The sequence below is a fragment of the Gluconacetobacter takamatsuzukensis genome (assembly GCF_014174275.1).
Lineage (GTDB): Bacteria > Pseudomonadota > Alphaproteobacteria > Acetobacterales > Acetobacteraceae > Gluconacetobacter > Gluconacetobacter takamatsuzukensis.
Genome location: NZ_JABEQK010000004.1, coordinates 179,145 through 196,767, shown reverse-complemented (window position 1 = coordinate 196,767; position 17,623 = coordinate 179,145). Strand labels below are relative to the sequence as shown.

Annotated in this window: 16 protein-coding genes and 1 tRNA gene; 3 read left to right on the top strand and 14 right to left on the bottom strand. The window is 63.9% G+C overall.

The window, feature by feature from the left end; all coding sequences use genetic code 11:
* Positions 1-203 precede the first annotated feature (203 nt).
* From HLH27_RS07195 to HLH27_RS07180, 4 genes are all read right to left on the bottom strand, one after another.
* On the bottom strand, positions 204-2,900 hold the full coding sequence (locus tag HLH27_RS07195) for a valine--tRNA ligase (RefSeq protein WP_182949072.1): 2,697 nt from the start codon (positions 2,898-2,900) through the stop codon (positions 204-206).
* Positions 2,901-3,072: 172 nt separating this feature from the next.
* Positions 3,073-3,483, bottom strand: coding sequence for a hypothetical protein (locus tag HLH27_RS07190; protein WP_182949070.1), 411 nt, complete (start codon positions 3,481-3,483; stop codon positions 3,073-3,075).
* Positions 3,484-3,531: 48 nt separating this feature from the next.
* Positions 3,532-4,965 (bottom strand): TolC family outer membrane protein, encoded by a 1,434-nt coding sequence (locus HLH27_RS07185; RefSeq protein WP_182949068.1) that lies wholly within the window; start codon positions 4,963-4,965, stop codon positions 3,532-3,534.
* Between the two features lie 200 nt (positions 4,966-5,165).
* On the bottom strand, positions 5,166-5,846 hold the full coding sequence (locus HLH27_RS07180) for a protein-L-isoaspartate O-methyltransferase family protein (RefSeq protein ID WP_182949066.1): 681 nt from the start codon (positions 5,844-5,846) through the stop codon (positions 5,166-5,168).
* 177 nt (positions 5,847-6,023) lie between these two features.
* Between HLH27_RS07180 and HLH27_RS07175 the strand changes: the two genes are divergently transcribed.
* A tRNA-Cys gene (locus tag HLH27_RS07175) sits at positions 6,024-6,097 on the top strand.
* Positions 6,098-6,143: 46 nt separating this feature from the next.
* Here the strand turns inward: HLH27_RS07175 and HLH27_RS07170 are convergent.
* The 10 genes from HLH27_RS07170 to HLH27_RS07125 form a co-directional block, all read right to left on the bottom strand.
* The gene (locus HLH27_RS07170; protein ID WP_182949064.1) at positions 6,144-6,875 is read right to left on the bottom strand and encodes a tetratricopeptide repeat protein; all 732 of its coding nucleotides are present in this window, start codon (positions 6,873-6,875) and stop codon (positions 6,144-6,146) included.
* Positions 6,876-6,907: 32 nt separating this feature from the next.
* Positions 6,908-7,825, bottom strand: coding sequence for a type II secretion system F family protein (locus HLH27_RS07165; RefSeq protein WP_182949062.1), 918 nt, complete (start codon positions 7,823-7,825; stop codon positions 6,908-6,910).
* 2 nt (positions 7,826-7,827) lie between these two features.
* The gene (locus HLH27_RS07160) at positions 7,828-8,787 is read right to left on the bottom strand and encodes a type II secretion system F family protein (RefSeq protein ID WP_182949060.1); all 960 of its coding nucleotides are present in this window, start codon (positions 8,785-8,787) and stop codon (positions 7,828-7,830) included.
* On the bottom strand, positions 8,784-10,241 hold the full coding sequence (locus HLH27_RS07155) for a CpaF family protein (protein ID WP_246375593.1): 1,458 nt from the start codon (positions 10,239-10,241) through the stop codon (positions 8,784-8,786). The genes HLH27_RS07160 and HLH27_RS07155 overlap by 4 nt, the downstream gene beginning before the upstream one ends.
* On the bottom strand, positions 10,241-11,482 hold the full coding sequence (locus tag HLH27_RS07150; RefSeq protein WP_182949058.1) for an AAA family ATPase: 1,242 nt from the start codon (positions 11,480-11,482) through the stop codon (positions 10,241-10,243). The genes HLH27_RS07155 and HLH27_RS07150 overlap by 1 nt, the downstream gene beginning before the upstream one ends.
* A gap of 6 nt (positions 11,483-11,488) precedes the next feature.
* Entirely contained in the window at positions 11,489-11,824 is a 336-nt protein-coding gene (locus HLH27_RS07145) for a hypothetical protein (RefSeq protein ID WP_182949056.1), read from the bottom strand.
* Between the two features lie 4 nt (positions 11,825-11,828).
* A complete protein-coding gene (locus HLH27_RS07140; protein WP_182949054.1) occupies positions 11,829-13,244 on the bottom strand; it encodes a type II and III secretion system protein family protein in 1,416 nt (471 codons plus the stop codon).
* A complete protein-coding gene (cpaB, locus tag HLH27_RS07135) occupies positions 13,231-14,061 on the bottom strand; it encodes a Flp pilus assembly protein CpaB (protein ID WP_182949052.1) in 831 nt (276 codons plus the stop codon). The genes HLH27_RS07140 and cpaB overlap by 14 nt, the downstream gene beginning before the upstream one ends.
* A gap of 155 nt (positions 14,062-14,216) precedes the next feature.
* On the bottom strand, positions 14,217-14,417 hold the full coding sequence (locus HLH27_RS07130) for a Flp family type IVb pilin (RefSeq protein WP_182949050.1): 201 nt from the start codon (positions 14,415-14,417) through the stop codon (positions 14,217-14,219).
* Positions 14,418-14,518: 101 nt separating this feature from the next.
* Positions 14,519-15,991: a hypothetical protein gene (locus tag HLH27_RS07125; protein WP_182949048.1), complete on the bottom strand. Its 1,473-nt coding sequence runs from the start codon at positions 15,989-15,991 to the stop codon at positions 14,519-14,521.
* A gap of 430 nt (positions 15,992-16,421) precedes the next feature.
* On the opposite strand from HLH27_RS07125, the gene HLH27_RS07120 reads away from it, so the two are divergent.
* Positions 16,422-17,021 carry a TadE/TadG family type IV pilus assembly protein gene (locus tag HLH27_RS07120; RefSeq protein WP_182949046.1) on the top strand — a complete coding sequence of 200 codons (600 nt, stop codon included), beginning with the start codon at positions 16,422-16,424 and terminating at the stop codon, positions 17,019-17,021.
* On the top strand, positions 17,021-17,623 hold the full coding sequence (locus HLH27_RS07115) for a TadE/TadG family type IV pilus assembly protein (RefSeq protein ID WP_182949044.1): 603 nt from the start codon (positions 17,021-17,023) through the stop codon (positions 17,621-17,623). The genes HLH27_RS07120 and HLH27_RS07115 overlap by 1 nt, the downstream gene beginning before the upstream one ends.

Below are 17,623 nucleotides of genomic sequence, written 5' to 3'. Positions count from 1 at the left end.
CGCGCCTGATCGCCGCCAGCGCGCATTTCATTCAACCGTCCGGAGCCTGACCGAAATGTGGGCTGGTGAGCGAGAGCGCCGCAAAGCGGCGCGCCCGTCGTGCGTTTCCGAGCACCGAAGCGGAGCGGCCTGATAGGCCGTGAGCATCGGAGCACAGGAAACGCGCGTCGGATCGCCACCAGCGCGCATTTCGGTCAGGCTCCTCAGGCGAGGTATCCCAGCGCGGCTTCCACTCGCACCCGCTCGTCGCGAAACTGCGCCAGGCGCTCACGATTTTCCTCGACCACCTCGGGCTTGGCACGGGCAACGAAATCCTCGTTGCCCAGCTTGCGCTCCACCTTCACGATCTCGCCGTCCAGCCGGCCGCGCTCCTTCTCCAGCCGCTGCCGCTCCTGGTCCAGGTCGATGATGCCCGCCAGCGGAATCACCAGCGTCGCCTCGTCCACCACAAGCTGCGCGGCCCCGCGCGGCATCTCGCCGGCCAGGGGCTCGACCGCCGACACGCGCGCCATGCGGCCGATCGCCTCCGCCCAGCGCGTCGCGCGCTCCACGGTCCGGGCATCGGCATCGCGCAGCAGCACCGGTGCCAGACGCGAGGGCGGCACGTTCATCTCCGCCCGCACGGTCCGGATCGCGGAGATGAAGCGCACCACCCAGTCCAGCTCCGCCACCGCCTCGGCCGCATCGGCCGGGCGCTCGGGCGTCGGCCACGGCGCCACCATCAGGCTGCCACGCGCGCCAAAGCCGAACTGCACCCACAATTCGTCGGTGACAAACGGCATGACCGGCTGCAACAGGCGCAGGATCAGCCCCAGCACATGCGCCGCCACGGCACGGATCTCGGCCGCCAAGGCCTCGTCGCTACCGGTAAAGACCGGCTTGGCGAATTCCAGGAACCAGTCGCAGAAGCAGTTCCAGACAAACCGGTAGCAGACGGCCGCATATTCGTCGAAACGATAGGCCTCCAGCGCCGCATCGGCGTCGGCGACCGCGCGGGCGGCCTCGTCCAGCAGCCAGCGGCCCAGCGGCGAGGTCACGCTCTCGGGCCGGAAATCCGCGACCGGGGCTACGCCGTTCATCTCGCAGAAGCGCGCGGCGTTCCAGATCTTGGTCACGAACGACCGATATTCCTCGATCCGCTTCTGGCCCAGCTTCACGTCGCGGCCCAGCCCGGTCAGCGCACAGACGGTAAAGCGCAGGGCATCGGCGCCATACTGGTCGACCATGTCCAGCGGATCGATGCCGTTGCCCTTGCTCTTGGACATTTTCTGCCCGCGCTCGTCGCGCACCAGCCCGTGGATGAAGACGGTGCGGAACGGCACATCCTTCATGAAATGCAGCCCCATCATCATCATCCGGGCCACCCAGAAGAAGATGATGTCGAAGCCCGTCACCAGCACGTCGGTCGGATAATAGCGCGCCAGGTCCGCCGTCTTCTCCGGCCAGCCGAGGGTCGAGAACGGCCATAGAGCGGACGAGAACCAGGTATCCAGCACGTCATCGTCGCGCGTCAGCACTTCGTCCCGCCCGTAATGCACCCGGGCCTCGGCCTGGGCCCCGGCCTCGTCATGCGCCACGAAGACATGCCCGTCCGGCCCGTACCACGCGGGGATGCGATGCCCCCACCAGAGCTGCCGGCTGATGCACCAGGGCTGGATATCGCGCATCCAGGCGAAGAACGTGTTCTCCCACTGTTGCGGCACGAAGCGTACCTGCCCGGTCTCCACGGCCGCGATGGCGGGCCCGGCCAGGGTCGCGGCATCGCAATACCATTGCGTGGTCAGGCGCGGTTCCACCACCGCGCCGCTGCGCTCGGCATGCGGCACCTGGTTGCGATGCGGCTCGATCTTTTCCAGCCAGCCCAGACGCTCCAGCTCGGCCACCACGGCCTTGCGCGCCTCGTCACGGCCCAGCCCTTCCAGCCCGCGCGTAAAGGCGGGGTCGGCCAGCCCTTCGACCGCCTGCAACTCGTCGGCGATGTCCGCCAGCGTCACCCGCGCGTCCTCGTCCAGCACGCTGGGCATCGCCAGCCCGTGCCGCCGCCCGACCTCGAAATCGTTGAAATCATGCGCGGGCGTGATCTTGACCGCGCCGCTGCCCTTCTCGGGGTCGGAATAGCTGTCGGCCACGATGGGAATGCGCCGCCCGGTCAGCGGCAGCACGACCGCGCGCCCAACCAACCCGGCATAGCGCTCGTCCTCGGGATGCACCGCCACCGCCATGTCGCCCAGCAGCGTCTCCGGCCGCGTGGTCGCAACCGTGATGGTCCGCCCCTCCGCGTCGTCGGCAACCGGATAGCGGATATACCACAGGCTGCCCTGCACCTCGCGATTATCGACCTCGAGGTCGGAAATCGCCGAGCGGAATGCCGGGTCCCAGTTCACCAGCCGCCGGTCGCGATAGATCAGCCCCTCGCGATACAGGGTGACGAACACCTCCCGCACCGCGCTGGACAGGCCCTCATCCATGGTAAAGCGCTCGCGCGGCCAGTCGAGCGACGCCCCCAGGCGCCGAAGCTGGGTCGTGATCCCGCCCCCGGATTCACCCTTCCACTGCCACACGCGCTGCTCGAAGGCCTCGCGCCCCAGCGCCTGCCGGCTGGTGCCTTCCTTCTGCAAGGTCCGCTCCACCACCATCTGGGTGGCGATGCCGGCATGGTCGGTCCCCGGCTGCCACAGCGTGTCGCGGCCCTGCATCCGCCGCCAGCGGATCAGCGTATCCTGCAACGTCATGGTCAGCGCGTGGCCGACATGCAGCGTGCCGGTCACGTTGGGCGGCGGGATCATGATCGTATAAGGTTGCGCGCTGCTGCCCGGCACGGCCGAGAACGCGCCCTCGCGCTCCCATTCCGCATAGAGGGCGGGTTCGATCTCGCCGGGCGAGAAAGACTTGTTCAGCATCGCAAAACCAGACCTGAGCATGAAGGAAGATCGCCCGGACAGGGCCAACCCCGCCGGTCCGCCGCTTATAGCGAACTTCGCCCCGAAAGAAACGCCGCACGGGCAGCAATGGCCCCAGACCGGCCGGGACCGGCCGCCCGACAACCGCCGGCGGCCCTTTGCAGACAGAACGCTAGCGGGTCATCAGGGGGCTCGCCCCCTCATACGCCTCGCCGAACGGCGCCAGATACGTACCCGTCACCGGATCATGATCCGGGTCCGCACTCCCGCCCAGGCGGAATGTCCCCAGCGGGCCGAGCGGGATGCCGAAATCGCCGTCCCCCGCCGGCGCCCGGGCCCGCTCGTCGGGCACCGGTGCCGCCACATACGCCGTCCGCCTGCCGACCACTTCCACTTGCTCCGCTCCGCCTCCCGGCGACGCCGCGGCGGCGGCGGTAGAGGGCGCAGCTGCCTGCGACGGAATGGCGACATAGACATTGGTATCGATGGGCCGACGAGCCGGCCGGGCCGCGGCGACCGACGACAGGGCCACCGGCATCGTCAGCAACACCAGCATCATCCCCCGGCGCACCGTCATGGCCATGTCGCCCCCTTGCCCAGCAGCGCCCGGCACCGGCCGGACGGGATGACGTCAGCGCCCCGGCTGGTTCTCCGCCTGGTCGCTGATTCCCCATAGCCGACCCTTCACCGCCTTGTAATAGGCGGTCTCGTCATAGCGCGGCACGTCCAGCTTCAGATCCTGCGCCGTCAGCCGGCCGATGGCGGCGGCCACGCCGTACGATGCGGTCACGAGGTTGCTCAGGCTCTGCACCAGCGCCACCTGCGCCTGAAGCAGCGTCTGCTGCTGTTGCAGCACTTCCAGCGTCGTGCTGGTGCCGACGATCGCCTGGCGCTCGACACCCTCCAGAGCAACGATGTTCGACGAAATGGCAATCCGGTTGCTCTTGATCGCCGCCGTATAGGCCACAAGCTGCTGCCAGTTCGACGAGGCCAGCTGCATCGCCGCCCGGCGCTCGATATCCACCGCGCGATGCGCCTCGGACACCTGCTGGCGCGCCTGCCGCACGGCGGCATATTCCGACCCGCCCTGATAGAGCGGAAACTGGATGTTCACCGCCGCATATTTGTCGTCCATCAGCGACCGGCCGCTGCTCTGGTTGATCGCGCGCTCATAGGTCGCCTCGGCCGAAATCTTGGGCATGATCGCCGCCATGGCGACGCCCACCGCATCCTTCTGCGATGCCTCGGTAAACAGGGCGCCGATCACGTTCGGATTGTTCTGCACCGCCAGGGCAATCGCCTCGTTCTGCGAATGCGCCGGCAGCACCAGCGGCTGCGGTGGTACCAGGTTGGGCGGCGGCGACATGCCGATCACCTGGGCATAGGTCGCCTGCGCCGTCTGCAGGATGCCCTCCGCCTCCTGGCGCGAGGCCCGGGCGCTGGCCAGCGCCGCCTCGGCCTGGGCCACGTCGGTCCGCGTGATCTCGCCCACGCGGAATCGCTCCGACGTCGCCCGAAGCTGCTCCTGCAAAACTTTTTCGTTGTTGATGTTGAGCTGAAGCAACTGCTCGTTCTCGATCACGCCGACATAGGCGCTGACCACATCGCTGAAGACCTGCTGCTCGGTCGCGATCAGCCGCGCCCGCTCGGCCATCACGGCATTGACGGCCTTGTGGGTGCTGGCGGTGGTCCGCCCCCCCGAATAGAGCGGCTGCGAGATCGTGACCCCGGCCGTATAACCGGGCACGTCGTATTTGCGGTCGTACCCGGCATACCCTTCCTGCCGCGCCACGGTATTTACGCCGGAAAAATAGGTCATGCCGGCATTGCTGGTGACGGTGGGCCGCCAGCCGGCCAGCGCGGTGGGCACCTGTTCGTCGGTCGCGCGCAGGGTCGCGCGCTCTTTCTGCAAGGTGGGGTTGGTCAGGTAGGCCGCCGCCATGGCCTCCTGCAACGTGTGGGGGACAAAGCTCGGCGACCCGCTGCCATCATAGCGCTGCGCCCACGCGGCCGCGTTGCATAACAGGGCGGCCATGCCGACCCCGATTCCGCATCCGCGCTTCATTCGCCCCTCCCCGGAAATGCTACCCGGGGTTGGGTATCGCATTTCCGGGTAAAGAATATATCAAACGGTGTCAGGCCTCGGAGCCTGATCGTAAATGCGCGCCGGTGACGATCCGACACGCATCCGCCGCGCGCCGACACAGGCCGGGCGCGGCCCTGCGGGCCGCTCTCGCTCACCCACCCACAATTCCGGCCAAGCCCTCAGAACGCGAAGGCCGGCGCCGGTTCCAGTTCGGGCAGCAGCGGCAGCGCGACATCGAACACGGGCCGCGTCGCCAACCCGGTGGCGGAGGGCTCCCCGATGCTGGCCGCCGCCACACCGCCTTCGGGCCAGATCACGCAGACAACCCTGCCATGCGCCGCAAGCTGCCCTGCCAGGGCCGGCGGCACCGCGCGCACCGCGCCATCGATCATGATCAGGTCGAACGGCGAATCGCCCGCGGCACCGGCCGCCAGCTTGCCGTCCCGCCACACCACATCCGGCGCCTCGACGGCACAGAAACGCTTGCCGATCGCACTCAGCGCCGCATCCGATTCCAGCGCCACCACCTTCAGGCCCAGCCGGGCCAGCAGGGCGGCGACATAGCCCGTCCCGGCCCCCACCACCAGCGCGCGCTGCCCGGCCTCGGGCTCCGCGATCTGGACCATGCGGCCGGCAATGCGCGGCTCGGTCAGCACGCGCCCATGGCCCAGCTCCAGGCTCTGGTCGGCATAGGCAATGGCCCGCAGCGAATCCGGCACGCAGGCCTCGCGCGGCAGCACGCGCATCGCCGCGACGATTCGCGGATCGTTGATCTGCACGGGACGGATCTGGGCATCCACCATCCGCTGCCGCGCGGCATCGTAATCGAGGATGGCATCTCCAGGCGCGGACTGGTTCATGGCGTTCCCTTCGCAACGTAACCCACGGCACGGGCCCCTTCATCGACGGTTCCCAGGGGCAGTTCCCTAGCCTGAGCCCGTTTTATGTCCCCACGCGGCATCTGCCTAGCAGGTCGCGTGCACACAACGGCTTGACCAGCGCCGCGAGAGCGTGGATATAGCCAACGCACCATGTCGGGTCCGGTGGCAGAATGGTGATGCAGCGGACTGCAAATCCGCGTATGTGGGTTCGATTCCCGCCCGGACCTCCACCCGACCGTTCCACAAAAAATACAGTCTTCCTCACGGAACGCGCGGTTACGGTGTGCGCGACGTCGCCTTCAGCTGACTATACGTTCCCAGCACCTTGTCGGCCTGCTCGGGAGACATGTCGTGCATCAGCGTCTGGCGTGCCCCCGCCTCGTTTCCCGACATGAACTGCGCATAGGCCAGATTGGCACGAATCCGCGACGTGGCATCGGCAGAAGATGCCAAGGGCACCAGCATGGCCATGGCCTGCTCGTGCTGGCCGCTGACGGCGTAGGAAAGCCCCAGATTGTTCTGGGCCGACACCAGCAGCGGGTCCAGCTTCATAGCCCTGTAATAGGCCGCCTGCGCCTCCTGGTGACGCCGGGCATAATCGTACGCTACCCCCAGATCGTTCCAGATCTGCGCATCCTGCGGGAACCGGCGCTTCATGTCCTCCAGCCGCTGCAACGCGCGCGGGGGGTCCTGTAGCAGGTCGATCCGCGCCAGCCCCTTCTCCGCCTCGACGCAATTGCCGTCGTGCGTCAGCGCATCCTGGTAGAACAGAACCGCCGACTGGTTCCGCCCCAGCTGGGCATTGGCGCGCCCCAGCGCCACCAGGGTCGGCACGTCGTCGGGATGGTCGTGTATTCTCTGCTGCAACAGTTTCAGCGCCGCCATGGCCGCGCCGTTATCCATCTCCACGCGGGCGGTTTCCAGTTGCCGGTCGGCCTTCTGCTCCGCGCAGGCGGCCAGCCCCAGGAGCACGATCGCGGCCCCCCACCATCCAGCCCGGCCCGCCATGCGTTGCCTATATCCCGACATTCCGTCCCTTTTTATCGTAGCTTCAATGCGATAAGCGCCGGCCCGATGACCACGATGAAGATGACCGGCAGGATAAAGAGCACCATGGGCAGCGTCAGATACACCGAAAGCTGGGCCACGCGGCTCTGATAGCGCAGCATCGTGTCGTTCTTGACGTCTTCCGACAGCGTGCGCAATGCCTGCGCCAGCGGCGCGCCGACCTCGAAGGACTGGATCAGGACCGTGGCCAGCTGGTTCATGACGGCAAGCCCGGTCCGTCGCGCCATCTGCCGGAACACCCCATAACGGTCGGGCAGCACGCTCATGTCCCGCGACGTCAGGTTCAGCTCGTTGGCCGCGCTCTTGTTGATGGCCTCCATATCCTTCCCGACACGCTGGATCGCGGCCTCGATCGGCATGCCCGCATCCACGCAGATCGTCAGCAGGTCCAGCGCGTCGGCCATGCCGGCATCCACCTCCTTGAGGTATTTCTTGTGCATCGAATTCAGCACGTAATCCGGCGCTAGCAGGCCGACCACCGGCATCGCGACCGGAAGCACCAGATGGGTCAGAAACCCATCTCCCAACTCCAGGAAAAAATAGATCCCGAGAACCACGCCCCCCGCCAGCAGCATGATCTTCGCACCGATGAAGATATAGAAATTACGATATTGCGAAGCCCCCGAACTCGACAGGGACTGGAACATCTCATCGATGGTCTTCTTGGGAATGACGTTGAGCTGGGCGATATAATAGCCGACATCGTGGACCAGGTCATTCAGCGTCAGCTTTTTCCGGCTGACCGTCCTCTCCCCATCCGGCTTGTATTTTTCCAGATGGAGGAGACGTTCCTGCCTCTGGTTCCATTTTTTATTGTACAGATGCAATAAAAGGGTACAGCCGACCAACAGGAGCACCACCATCACAGCCAGGAGATAGCGGATCATCATGCTCAATTGACAACCTTGTTGGTGATGTACTTGATCGAACCCAACCCAAGCAGCCAGAGCCCGATGATCCCGGCCAGCAGATAGTGCCCTTCGGTCGAGGTGAACAGGATATTGAAATATCTCGGGTTCTGGATTTCCATGAAAGCGACGACGGCCCAGGGAATGCTGAGCAGGACATAGGAACTCAGCCTGGCTTCGCTGGACGCCGCGATGGCCTGCTTCTTCATCGCGGCGCGACGCCGCAGCGTGGACTCCAGGTTGGCCATGATGTCCGCCAGCATGCCGCCGGTCTGGGCCTGGACATCGACCACGGTCGCCAGGAAGATATATTCCGACAGCGTGACCCGCCCGGCCAGGTTCTGGAATGCCTGCGCCAGGGGAATACCGACCGACACGTCCTGCATGACGCGTGAAAATTCCAGCGATGTCGGATAAGTCGCCTCATCACGCACCAGCAGCAGCGCGCGCTGCAAGGGTACGCCCACCTTCAGCGAACGGACGATGATACCGATCGTATCGGGCAATTGTTCATACAGCTTGGCATTGTAGCGCCGGCCGACATAGGTATAGAACATGCGGATCAAAAGGACCCACGCCACCACGAGCGGCGGAAACCCCAGCAATCCGAAAAAATGAAAGACCGGCCAGGCCAGGATCAGAAGCACGGCGAGCGAGCCGAACACGACATAGTCGTTCTTCTTGATCGCCGCCTCCGCCAGGCCGTAATTGACCAGCGAATAGATGATTTTCCGCCCCCTGTCCCGAATCTCATTCAGGACATCGGCACTCATCTGGCCATACTGGTCGGACAGGTGAAGCGGCTCGCGGAATTTCTTGAGGGCATCCCCCAGGCGGGCCTGCCGCATTTTCTGCGCCACACCCATCCGGTAGGCGCCCCACGCCAACGCGCCCCATCCGGCAAAATAGACCAAGCCAAACGCAGCGATGGACCCGCGGTTCATATCTTGCTCTCTGCCAACGCCTCGTTCCAGAGCCTCTCCATTTGGTAATACTGAAGTTTCTCAAAAAAACTCGGCCGCACGTTCGAGATGTCATAATGGGTCAGCAGGCGTCCCTTGCTGTCCTCACCGTCGAATTCCAGCCGGAACAGGTCGTTGAGAACCACCACATCGCCTTCGAGGCCCGCCACATCCGTAATCTGCACGACCCGCCGCGCACCGTCGCGATGGCGGCCGATCTGGATGATCAGATCGACCGCACCCACGATCTGGGTCCGGATGGCACTGGTCGGCAGGCCCAGGCTGCCCATCTGCACCATGTTCTCGATACGGGTGATGGCATCCTTGGTCGCATTGGCATGAATGGTCGACATGCTTCCGTCATGGCCGGTATTCATGGCCTGCAGCATGTCGAAGGCCTCGGCGCCACGTACCTCGCCGATAATGATGCGGTCGGGGCGCATACGCAGCGCGTTGCGGACCAGATCGCGCTGCGTGACCTCGCCCTTGCCCTCGATGGATGACGGGCGCGTTTCCATGCGCACCACATGCGGCTGCTGAAGCTGCAGTTCCGCCGCATCCTCGACGGTAATCACGCGCTCGCTGAAATCGATGAAATTCGAAAGCGCGTTCAAAAGCGTCGTCTTGCCCGAACCGGTTCCGCCCGAAATGATCACATTCAGCCGGACGCGAGACGCGATTTCCAGGATTTTCGCCATGGACTTGGTCATGGCCCGGTTCTCGACCAGCTTGGCCATGTCGATCCGGTGCTTGGCAAATTTTCGGATGGACACATACGGCCCATCGAGGGCCAGCGGCGGAAAGACGATATTGACGCGCGAGCCGTCCTTCAGCCGCGCATCCACCATCGGGCTGGCTTCGTCGACACGCCGCCCCACCCCCGACGCGATACGCTGGCAGACGGAGATCAGATGCCGCTGGTCGCGAAAGCGTACGGGCGACAGAACCGTCTTTCCCTTCCGTTCGACAAAGACGCGCGTCGGCCCATTGACCAGGATGTCATTCACGCCCTCATCATCCAGCAACGGCTGAATCGGACCCAGACCATTGATATCGTTGACAAGCTCGACCGAAAGCTCTTTCTGCTCCCGCAGGTTCAGATGGATGCGCTGCTCCGACGCTACCTGATCGACCATCCGCTCGACGGCCTCGGAAAGCTGGTCCGGCGTAAGCGACAGGATAAAGGCCGGATCGAGCCGGGAAAGACAGGCAGCCCTCAGGGCGAGAGTCTGTTCGCGGGAAAAGCGCGATTCCGCATTTTCGGCGGGCTCGGCACCGGATTTCCCATCCTCGACCGGCACGATCACAGGCACGGCGACGGGCGCCGGTACGCTGCCGTCCCGCTGGTCGGAGGTCACGAGCACGCCCTGCATCGGCTTGAGAGATTGCAGGCGTCTCAGACGAAGGGCCCGTTCGCTTTCTGCCCCATTTCCCATTACCGCCTCCTCAGATTGCCCTTCAGGACCCTGTTCAGCCAGTTCGTGGCATCACCACTCCCTTCTGCGCCCAAGTGCAGCGACAGGCCATCGGAGGCCAGCTTGCGGATCGCGGCGCGATACTGCTTGCTGGTCTTGATGATCGGAACGCCGTTGATCTCGGCCTCGCCACATTCCTTCGGCAGGTACGGAATCACGATATCCGGTTCGGCATTCAGGCTTTTCCTGATTTCTTCCATCGAAAGCGTGCCCGGCCGCCCATACTGGTTCAGGACCAGGATCGGCATGGCCGACAGACGAACGCGCGGCAGCGCGGCCAGAAGGCGAAGCGTGTCGCGCACCGACACCAGGGTAGGATCGAGGACAAGCACCAGCGAACGCGCATGTTCCAGCAGGCTGAAATAGATTTCTCCCTCGCTCCAGTCCATTTCCGTCATGACGAAATGGAACTGCCCGCGCACGAAATCGATCAGCGCGCCAAGCGTGGCGGCAGGCAGGGGCGAACGCTGGCCGATATTGCCCAGGGACGAGAGCAGTTTCAGCCGATCCGATACCGGCTGAAGACTGCGTTCGACCAGCAGGTCATCCATCCGGTCCGGCTCGTCGATCACGACCTGCAACCCGTAATTATCCTCGGCATTCAGCAGAATACCAAGGCGGGAAGACTGAAGATTGAAATCGACCAGCAGCGTATGCCGCCTTACCTCCTCCGCCACATACCAGCCCAGATTGGCCAACAGGGTAGACGCGCCGACACCGTTGCGAATACCGGTCAGCATGACGAAGCTGCCCCCTTCCGGACTGGAAAGGGATTTCTGGCCATGCAGGATGACATCGCCGAAGAAGCGGACGACGAGATTGCGGTTGAGCGGACGGTACAGATACTCCGAAACGCCATAGCCATGCGTGACCGAGCGATAGAAATTCACATCCCCCCGGTCGCCGATCAGCATCATCTTGACGTCGGGCGGCACCAGCCCCTTGAAGGTCCGGACGGTCGCCAGCGGGTCGGCGCTGCCGCAGATATCCAGGATCACATAGGGCGGGCTGTCCTTGTGGGACAGATAATTCCGGGCCTGATCGACGGACATGCGCAGGAGCTGGCTTTCCTCCGGGCAGACCGTATTGAGAAAATCGGACAGGATTTCTTCCGTTTCCATGTCCTGGGCAATGGCCAGAACACGAACCGGACGTTTCTGCTCCTCCCCGCCGGCGGAAAACTGCGCGTTATTGTCAGCCATGACGCGTCAGTCTCCCCCACCGCCGCCACCACCGCCGGACGAGCCGCCCGAGGTAGCGTCCGACGTCTGTGTGGACGCCAGGTCCCGCAGCTTGTTGTCACGCAGGCGCTGCACCGCATCCGCCGCCTCATGCCCGTCACTGGGGCCGAGGGGGCGCCCGGAAACGAGATCGCCCGGCCGTTCGACCTCCGCCACCACATTGGCGTGGTTCGCCCCAAGCGGCCGCCAGCTATAGGGCTGGTCCAGCGGCTCCATGGTCGAACATCCCCCCAGCCCGGCAACCAGAAGAGCGCCGGCTGCATGGACTGCATATCGGCGCGCGGTCAGCGAATACCTGCCCATCTTCTCACTCCACCATGAAGCCGGCATCGCCGACATCCATCGTCTGCCACGGGCGGCGGCGATGGACATTCGTGCCGCTCTGACGCATCAGGAACATGCGCTCCATGTCGTTCGGCGGCGTCCATCCGTCATCGGGCCGATGCAGTTCCCGGACATTGTTGACCGGCTTCACCAGATACGGCGTCACGATAATCACCAGTTCTGTCTCATCCTTCTGGAAGCTGGATGATTTGAACAGCGCCCCCAGAACCGGAATGTCCGAAAGCCAGGGCAGACCTGTGGAATTGATCTTGGTATCGTCCGACAGCAGGCCGGCAATGGCGAAACTCTGCCCGCTTCCCAGTTCCACCATCGTATCGGCACGGCGCACCGTAATGGCGGGAATCTGCACCGACGAATTCCCGTTCTGCAACGTGACGGCTCCAGCCGTGGTCAATGCGCTCACCTCCGGCCTGACCCGCATGTTGATCCGCCCGTCCGCCAGGACGGTCGGCAGGAAATCCAGACCGATGCCATACCGCTTGAAGGTCACGTTGGTCGTCCCGCCATAGCTCGAGGTCGGGATGGGGTATTCACCGCCCGCCAGAAAACTGGCGGGATGGCCGCTGATGGTCGTCAGGTTGGGTTCGGCCAGACTATGGATCAGATTGTCCTGCGCCAGCGCGTCCACCACCGTCTCCAGCGTCACCTTCTGGTGCCCGATATTGAAGCGGGACAGAAAGCCCATGCTGTTCTGGATATCGGCCATGGTCGCAAGCGGGCTCTGGGTCGCCACGCCAATGGCCGCGGACGTGCCCAATGCGTTGACGTTCTGCCATTCCACACCCAGTTCCCGCACCAGGCTGCGTGCCATCTCGACAATCTGGACACGCAGATTAACCTGGAGGGAGCCGGGCACGGTCATGTAGTCCGCCACATACCCGTCCTTGTTGGCGGCAAGGGCCTTGGCCTTTTCGGTCAGTTTCTGGGCCGCCTGCGGATCCCTGGCCTGGCCGTCGAGGTTCAGCCCGTCGGGCGAGGACGCAATCCGCACATCGGGACTGGCAGGCGCTTCGTTCTGACGAAGAAACGAGGCATCATACGATGCCGGCATGATCCGCACGACATAGCGCGCGACCAGTTCCCCCTCCGGCGAACTCGCTTCGATGGTGGTATTGCCAGGCCCCACACCGAACACGAACATGCTGTGCGGACTGGCCGAACGGACTTCCGCCACCTTCGGATCGGCCGAGAACAGGCTGCCGGCTTCCTGCGGCAACTGGATCATCCGCCCGGTGCCCGCGGCCAGAACGATGCTGGCCTCTGGCGCAACCGCCGCGGACGAACCCGGCTCGGCACGAAGCGACGGGGCCCACAGGGCGACGGCAACCATCAGGATCGCGCCGGCGGCATGCGCGATTCCCTTTTTAAAACTCGACATTACTTGCACTCGCCGTCCCGTTATAGACCCGCACCGAAGACCGCCTGGTGGTGTTCTGCAGCTTCATGGATACTTTCTCGCCGTCGACCTGCGGTACCGAGGATGCCTGCCCTTCACTGCTCCGGGGGCGGATCGCAAGCACCAGATCCCCCATCTTGGATGCCACACTCAGAACCCCGACATCCTCCGGCGACACTTCCAGCGTGGCGGTCGACGGAGAGGGCATGGTCCCACCTGCCTCCTTCTTGGGGTCGACCTGGATCTTGCGCACGGATTGCCCCACAGCCAGGATGCGCGCGCTCGCCACCACGCCCTTGGCGCCTGCCGCGCCCTCATGGCCATCAGGGCCGTCATGGGCCTGCTGCACCAGCACCACATCCACCTGGTCGCCCGGCTCCACAAGGCCGGAAACACCCGTGACGGGCGTGATGAAGATACTGATCGCGCGCATGCCTGGCGCCAGGACTTCCCGCAGGAATCCGGTCTCATCCGGCGTCACGAACCCGTCCGCCTTCAGCACACCGTCCGCGGCAAGCTCCTGCCGTGCCACGGCCCCATCCAGGCCATGCCGCGCCTTCAGCGATGCATCAGCCGCCCCTTGCGGAATCTTTGAAATCGGGAACGAACGGGGGGTAAAATCAGCCGCACGCAGGAAGTCCCCCGGACGGACAGAATGCACCGCCACGAGAACCTCGCGCCTCGCCTCGGGCGCGGGCCCTGCGGGGAGCGGTGCGGGTGCGGAAAGAAGGCGGAAGAACAGAAACGCCCCCCCGCCTCCCATCAGAAGCAGGGCCAGCAACAAAATGCGCGGATTCAAGCCTTGACCCCCTCACGCCAACCAAGGCATGGGCAGCGGATCATGTCCGCCCTTCCACAGATAAAAGAAAGGGAGCACGACCCGCTCGCGGACATGCTCCCTTCCCCGCTCTCTAGCCTGTTTTCGTCCGCCGAAAACGCCGACTACAGCCACACTTAGCTACTGGTCGACGAACCAAGCTGAGCATTAATACTGCTGAACGTATTATTCAGCTTACCACCGATCAGCGACACCGACCCCATGATCACCGCCGCGATCAGGGCCGCGATTAAGCCATATTCCAGCGCCGTGACGCCACGCCGATCGCCGCGCAACCCACGAGCGACCGATACCAATCTTTTACTAACTCGTAGCATATGTATTCTCCTTACTCTTTCGCAATATACTAATTTTGGGCCTTTTTGCTAGTCCCCAACCTGGGCAGGAAAAAAAATTTAACTATCTTCCCGGAACCGTGTCATTTCGGTTTCGCGACGCCGTCGTCATCCGCGACGCGCATATGAACAACGGCAAACCGGTCGGAATAAACGCGCCGCCAGCCCGGCTGCGTATCCAGCATCTGCCCGATGGCGCTGTCAGACGGGAAAATGGTCCAGCCCAGATGGAAACGTTCGGCGGCGCGGGCAAAATCCGCATGGTCCGGATAGTCCGTCAGCCCTCGATAATCATTGATGAACGATCGATACATGTCGGCCCGCCCATCGACGAAAGGACGGATTCCCCTGAAGATCAGATACCCCCCGAATTGATAGGCATTCAGGACCGGACGAGCCGTGACGGCCGCCGGCAGGCTGTTCAGGGCCGAAATCGGCGTCATGTTGCTGTCGTCCAGCGTCACAGGACGCAACAGACGACCACCAGTCACCAGCAGCAGCGCACAGATCAGAACGACGACCTCACGCGCCGGATGCCCGGGCTTATGGAAAGCACCCTCCGCACCCTCCCGCCCGTCCAGCGCGCGACCCAGCGGCGCTGCCAGAATCAGTGGCGCAATCACGCCCACCACCATGCTGTTCCGCACATGGTGCAGGCAAAGATGAATTAGTCCCATCAGGATCAGCAGCCGGATCGGTGGCAGGCTCAGCCGGCGGGTCAGCGCGATATAGACCAGCGCCAGCAGCGCCACTTCCGGCGCCGGGTTTCGCGCGACGTTTATCGGTTGCCATTCGGCGATGCGCGCCAGTTCAGGCATGCGGATCAATTCCACCGGAAAAAGCAGCCCATGCCAGCCGTTCGGCGTCAGCCTCGCCGCCAGCACGGCCAGCAGAAAGAAGCCGCCCCATCGCCCTGCCGTCCGCAGGCGCGCATCCGGCCGGTCCGCCACGGCCTCGACGGCAAAGGCGATGGTCAGCGCCAGCCCCAGGGCAAAACTGCCATGCAGGTTGGCCCAGACTACCATGATGACCAGTACAGGCAGTCCCGGCGTGGTATTTCGGGCACGGGCCCGCAGCAGGGCAATCGTCCAGGCCGCCATGGCAGGCAGGGCCAGCATATGCGGGCGGGCCAGCAGGCTGGGCGTAACACAGCCCAGCGCCACCATGGTCGTCAGCCACGTGGCCAGCACACCCATGTAGCGGGCCAGCACGCCCGCCAGCAGGATAGCGGTCAGCGCAACGGCAAGGCTCGTCAGGATCAGGACGCCGCTCCACCCGGCCAGGTCGAAGGCCGCGGCAAACAGCACTTCCGACAGCCATTCATGCGCGGTCCATGGCTGCCCGACGAACGTGTACGAAAATGGATCGACATGCGGCACCGCCCGATGGGCCAGGATCCAGTTGCCGCTGGCAACATGCCAGAACGTGTCGCCGTCGCCCAGAAGGCCGCTCGAAAACAGTGCCAGCGCATAGATCGCCGGAATCATCAGGCCAGTCAGCGGCGGCATGCCCAGGCGAAAAGAGCGGAGCGAAAACGAAGCACGCGGATCCGTCATCAGGACACCTGACCACCAACATCGCCCGCGGGCACCATAGCGCCACGCCCCGGGACCAGACGCGCACGCAAACGCCCGATCACCTCCCCGGCAACGGCCACGATGAGATCCCTCACGTGCCTGACGACCCGATCCATTCGATTATTCATGCGGCCCGACGCCTTTCATTCGACGCCCCGCCCGGGGACACTACCGAGACCCACGCTAATTGACCCAGTATCCGCACCATGTCCAGACAGGACCAGCAAGGGCACAGACAATGTCATCCGGCACTTCCGGACGCCACACGACCACTGCCTCCGCTTTTTCCCGTTCCTGTACTGAAAGCCGGGACAAGAAATAAAGCTTCCACCGAAGCCCCCCACCCAGCTTGAGCACGCAAGCTGCATGGCGTATGGGTGATATCAACGATTGAAAAGGAACGACGCCCTTGGCGCTACCGCGCAGGATACGATGCCGCGAGGGTGACAGTTCATTTGTCCGGACCAAGATTCCCGCATTCCTGGCCTGCCGACGCGGTGTCGCCGCGCTGGAGTTCGGCCTTGTCGTCGTCCCCTTCATCGTCCTGCTCGTCGCCACCCTGGTCACGTCGCTCAGCTTTTTCATCCAGTCCTCGCTGCTCACCTGCGCCGAGACCGCGTCGCGATGGATCATTACGGGCCAGCAGCAGAAGCTGGATGCAGCATACAAGACCCAGACGGCGGCAGCGCTGCAACAGAATTTCCAGACTGAAGTCTGTGCTGTGCTGCCTGCCTTCATGCAATGTTCCAACCTGATCGTGCAGGTCGAAAGCGCGGCGAGTTTCGATGACATCGATACGACGCTGCCGACAGTCAGCGTCGGCCAGAACGGCACGCTCACAAGCAACGCCTCCTACACGCCCGGCGGAACCGGCGTCGTCGTTCTCGTTCGCCTGCTCTATTCATGGAACCTGCCATCCAGCATTCTGGGATATAATTTCGCGACCACGGCTACGAACGGGCAGCAATTCGTCGTGGCAACGCTGGTGGCGAAGTCGGAGCCCTTTTGATGAAGCGCAGGCCTCGCCCATTTCGTCCGTCCGGCCGGTTGCGGCATGACACATCCGGCGTGGTGGCGCTGGAATTCGCCCTGATCCTGCCTGCGATGCTCATTCTCTACCTCGGCGGCATCGTGATCCTGAACGCTATCGCATGTAATCGCAAAGTCACGATCACCGCCCGCGCCGTGGCCGACCTGGTGTCCCAAAGCACCGTCAGCTCAACCACCGCCGCGGAAGTCGATTCCGAACTGAGCACGGCCAGCGTGATCCTGGCCCCCTACAGCGTGACGAACGCAACGATCCGCATCAGCGAAGTCACGACCTGCCCCAATCTGAAATCCTATGTCATCTGGAGCCGGGGCCTTGTCGGCGGCGCCTCCGGCGCAGCCCTCACGCCTGGCACGACGGTCACGCTCCCCTCGTCCATGACTGTACAGGGCGTGTATTTCATTTTTTCCGAGATCAGCTACAATTACAGCCCCGCCGCCAGTTTTGGCTTTGCCGTTCCCAACCTGCTGGGCGACAATGTCTACATGGTGCCGCGTAATTTCACCAACATCCCCTGCGCCGATTGCAATGCGATTCCGTTCGATTGCAGCAAGGCCCAGTAA